This is a genomic window from Dysgonomonas sp. ZJ709 (genome assembly GCF_011039195.1).
In the GTDB taxonomy this organism is placed as follows: domain Bacteria; phylum Bacteroidota; class Bacteroidia; order Bacteroidales; family Dysgonomonadaceae; genus Dysgonomonas.
This window is the reverse complement of the sequence record NZ_JAAKEM010000062.1, coordinates 1-3,488: the sequence shown is the minus strand read 5'-3', so window position 1 is coordinate 3,488 and position 3,488 is coordinate 1. Positions and strand designations below refer to the sequence as shown.

Here is a 3,488-nt window from a genome sequence, read left to right as displayed (position 1 = left end):
TATCTTTTATGTAAAGCCTATCATTATGTAAAGTAAAACAAGTTGGGTAATTTAACATATTGATAACAATTTCTTTATATAAATACTTTACATAATGACTTCGCATAATTATATTGTTCTGATAATTAAAATAATTATGCTTTATGGATATTCAAAATTTAATAAACTCTACTACAGAGTTTCTCGAAAAGAGCGATTATAGTCATTGGACTATAAAATCCTATGCTTCTTCATGGGAATTTGGAATTTTAGCCTACATGAATAGACTTAATATCTCAGATTATACTCCTGACATTGGTCAAGAGTTTCTTGCAGATACAATTACCTCGGAAATGGATGCAAAAACTGTCCAACGAAGAACAAGACGCATTCATATTCTCAATGATTATCTCTCTTTGGGATATATCCGAAAGAGAAGTTTTCAGCCAAAGGAATATAATCTACAAGGAGAAATAGGCAGAAATATAAATGCATACTTAGAGTATTTAACGAAGAAGCGAAGAAGTTCATCAACCATCAGTACATACAAATTGCATCTTAGTAATTTTCTGTATTATTTAAATGACAATAAGCTTTTGACCATGGATTCTATAACTGAGAAAGCCATTATATCGTTTGTTGCTACACGCGAGAATAATCAAGAAAATATTATCTCAACACTCAGAGGACTTTTTAAATACTTGTATCATAATAAATTAATAAGATTGGATTTTGAAACTACTACACTAAGTTTTTTTAAGGGTTATGAGCGAGAAAAAATACCTTCATATTATACAGGTGAAGAAGTCAAACAGATTGAAGCGTCTATAGACAGAAGTGGAGGTTTGGGTAAAAGAAATTATGCAATACTACTTTTGGCAACCCGTCTCGGACTACGGGCTTCCGATATTGCTAATTTAAAATTTTCCAATATAATTTGGGAGAGCAATAAAATAACCCTTACGCAATATAAAACAAAAGCACAAATAGATTTACCATTACTAACAGATGTAGGCAATGCGATTATTGATTACTTAAAATATGGGCGTAAAAAATCAAGTATCCAGAATATATTTATTTCAAGTGCTGCTCCAATAACAGCCGCAACAAAAAATATGATATGTAGTGCTATATCTCTAATAATTAAACAGTCAGGAGTTCTCATCGGAAAGAGACATTATGGACCACATTCGATGAGGCATAGCTTGGCCACTATTCTGATGGAAAATGAAATTGCCATGCCGGTTATATCTGAAGTATTGGGGCATAAGAGTACAGAAACCACAATGAAATATCTGAAAATAGATATTCATTTGTTACAAAAATGTGCCTTGGATGTTTCGAATGTGGATAATGAATTTTACGAACAAGGAGGAGGGTTCTTTTATGAGTAAAATATTCGAATACCAAAGTGTACTGTCAAAATATATAAATGATTTTCTGTCATTGAAAGATGCGGCAGGCTTTGTTACAGAACGTGCAAAATGGATACTTCTTGAAATAGACAGGTTTTACATCGATAATAGCATTGATATTGCTGAAATAAAGAGTGAACACATACAACTTTGGCGCAAAGGAAGAGAAAATGATGCCCCCGGAACTCTATATGGGAAATATTCAGTATGGCATCAATTGGCAAAATTCATGTCCCAAAGAGGTATTCAATGCTATATCACCCCTATTCCACGATATAAAGATACATGGCGGTTCGAACCATATATTTTTTCACACGAACAAATAACAGAGATACTAAAAAATGCCTCTGTCATGCGCTTGAGAACGACAAGTCTGAATTCTTCATTTTTTTGCATACCTGCATTAATACGGTTCTTGTATAGTACTGGAGTCAGAATATCTGAAGCATTGTCGTTAAAACTGGAAGACATAAATCTGGAGAAACAATATGCAATCATCCGTAAATCCAAAAACAAGAAAGAACACATAGTCCCCATTTCCTCCGGTTTGAGAAAGGTCTTGGAACAATACCTATCCTACAGGAATCGAATTCCCATTGATAATCTTCAACAACCAACATCGCAGCTCTTTATCAAACCGGATGGAGATATTTGCCTTAGGAGAAGTATAAATAAATGGTTTAGAGTTTTGTTGAGATTAAGCAATATCCCCTACATTGGAGATCATAAAGGCCCCAGAGTACATGATTTACGGCACACTTTTGCCGTTCATGCTCTTGAACAAATGGCAAAAATAGGCATGGATCTCTATGCTTGTTTACCAATTTTATCTGCTTGCCTGGGTCATTCCACTATATCAGCTACAGAGCATTATGTTAGGCTGACAAAAGAAATGCATCCGGAAATTACTAAATATTGTTCTGCGATTAATGAATATGTATATCCTAAAATAAAACGATAATGAAAACAAAAACTGATTTTGCAAAATTATTATCCAGGTTCTTTTCCGAGTACCTCCCGTATCAACGTAACGTTAGCCCAAATACAATTATGTCTTATAAAGATACATTTGTTCAATTGATAACATTTATGAGGGATGAGAAAAAAATTACTGTTGAAAAAATTACACTTGACACACTGAATCGCCAATTGGTTGAAGATTTTCTGTCTTGGATTCAACATAGCAGAAACTGCACTTGCTCTACGAGGAATTACAGATTGGCAGCAATCCATTCGTTCATAAGTTATCTAAAATATGAAGATGTAACCAAACTTGACAAGTGGCTTGATATTATGTCTGTTAAAGCTGTGAAGACCGAGAAAAAAAGTATGTCATACCTGACTATTGATGGCATAAAGCTCTTATTGGAACAGCCTGACATAATAAATAATCGTGGTAGAAGAAACCTTACAATGTTCACATTAATGTACGATATAGGAGCAAGGGTTCAAGAGATAATAGATTTAACCCCAAGGTCTCTACGAATCGACAGCAAACCTTACACGATTCGTGTCGTTGGTAAAGGAAGGAAGACGAGAATTGTGCCGCTAATGGAAGAGCAAGTTGAGCTTCTAAAGCAATATATTGAAGAAAATGGATTGCATAAGGATGAGATGTTGCACCATCCCCTTTTCTTCAATAATCGAGATGAAAGACTGACCAGAGCAGGAATCACCTATATTCTTAAAGCCTATATTAAGATGGCAAAAAATATAAATAAAGAATTGATACCAGATAATCTCTCATGTCATTCATTGCGGCATTCACGTGCAATGCATTTATTACAAGCCGGAGTCGGATTGATTTACATTCGTGATATTTTAGGGCATGTCTCTATACAAACGACCGAAGTATATGCTAGAGCAGATTCTAAACAAAAACGAGAAGCTTTAGAGAAAGCCTATGTAAAGTTAACTCCTAATGCGGATATGAAGAATTTATGGGAGAATAATAAGGATCTATTAGATTGGTTGAAAAGTTTTTCTTAACAGGTTTTTATGTAAAGTTGTAGTGTGAGGTCTAATAAAATAAGATTGATTATCAAGATAAAAGCATAACAACTTTACATAATGATAGGCTTTACATAAAATACA

General features: G+C 34.0%; 3 protein-coding genes. All 3 read left to right on the top strand.

The genetic code is table 11. From position 1 onward, the window contains the following. Positions 1-143: 143 nt before the first annotated feature. The 3 genes from G7Y56_RS18265 to G7Y56_RS18255 are packed head-to-tail and all read left to right on the top strand — an operon-like array spanning position 144 to position 3,383. Positions 144-1,373, top strand: a complete 1,230-nt coding sequence (locus G7Y56_RS18265; protein WP_165045881.1) for a site-specific integrase — start codon at positions 144-146, stop codon at positions 1,371-1,373. Further along, complete coding sequence (locus G7Y56_RS18260; protein WP_165045879.1) at positions 1,366-2,355, top strand: tyrosine-type recombinase/integrase; 990 nt, start codon at positions 1,366-1,368, stop codon at positions 2,353-2,355. The genes G7Y56_RS18265 and G7Y56_RS18260 overlap by 8 nt, the downstream gene beginning before the upstream one ends. Beyond that, complete coding sequence (locus tag G7Y56_RS18255) at positions 2,355-3,383, top strand: tyrosine-type recombinase/integrase (protein WP_165045877.1); 1,029 nt, start codon at positions 2,355-2,357, stop codon at positions 3,381-3,383. Before G7Y56_RS18260 ends, G7Y56_RS18255 begins: the two co-directional genes overlap by 1 nt. Positions 3,384-3,488: the final 105 nt, after the last annotated feature.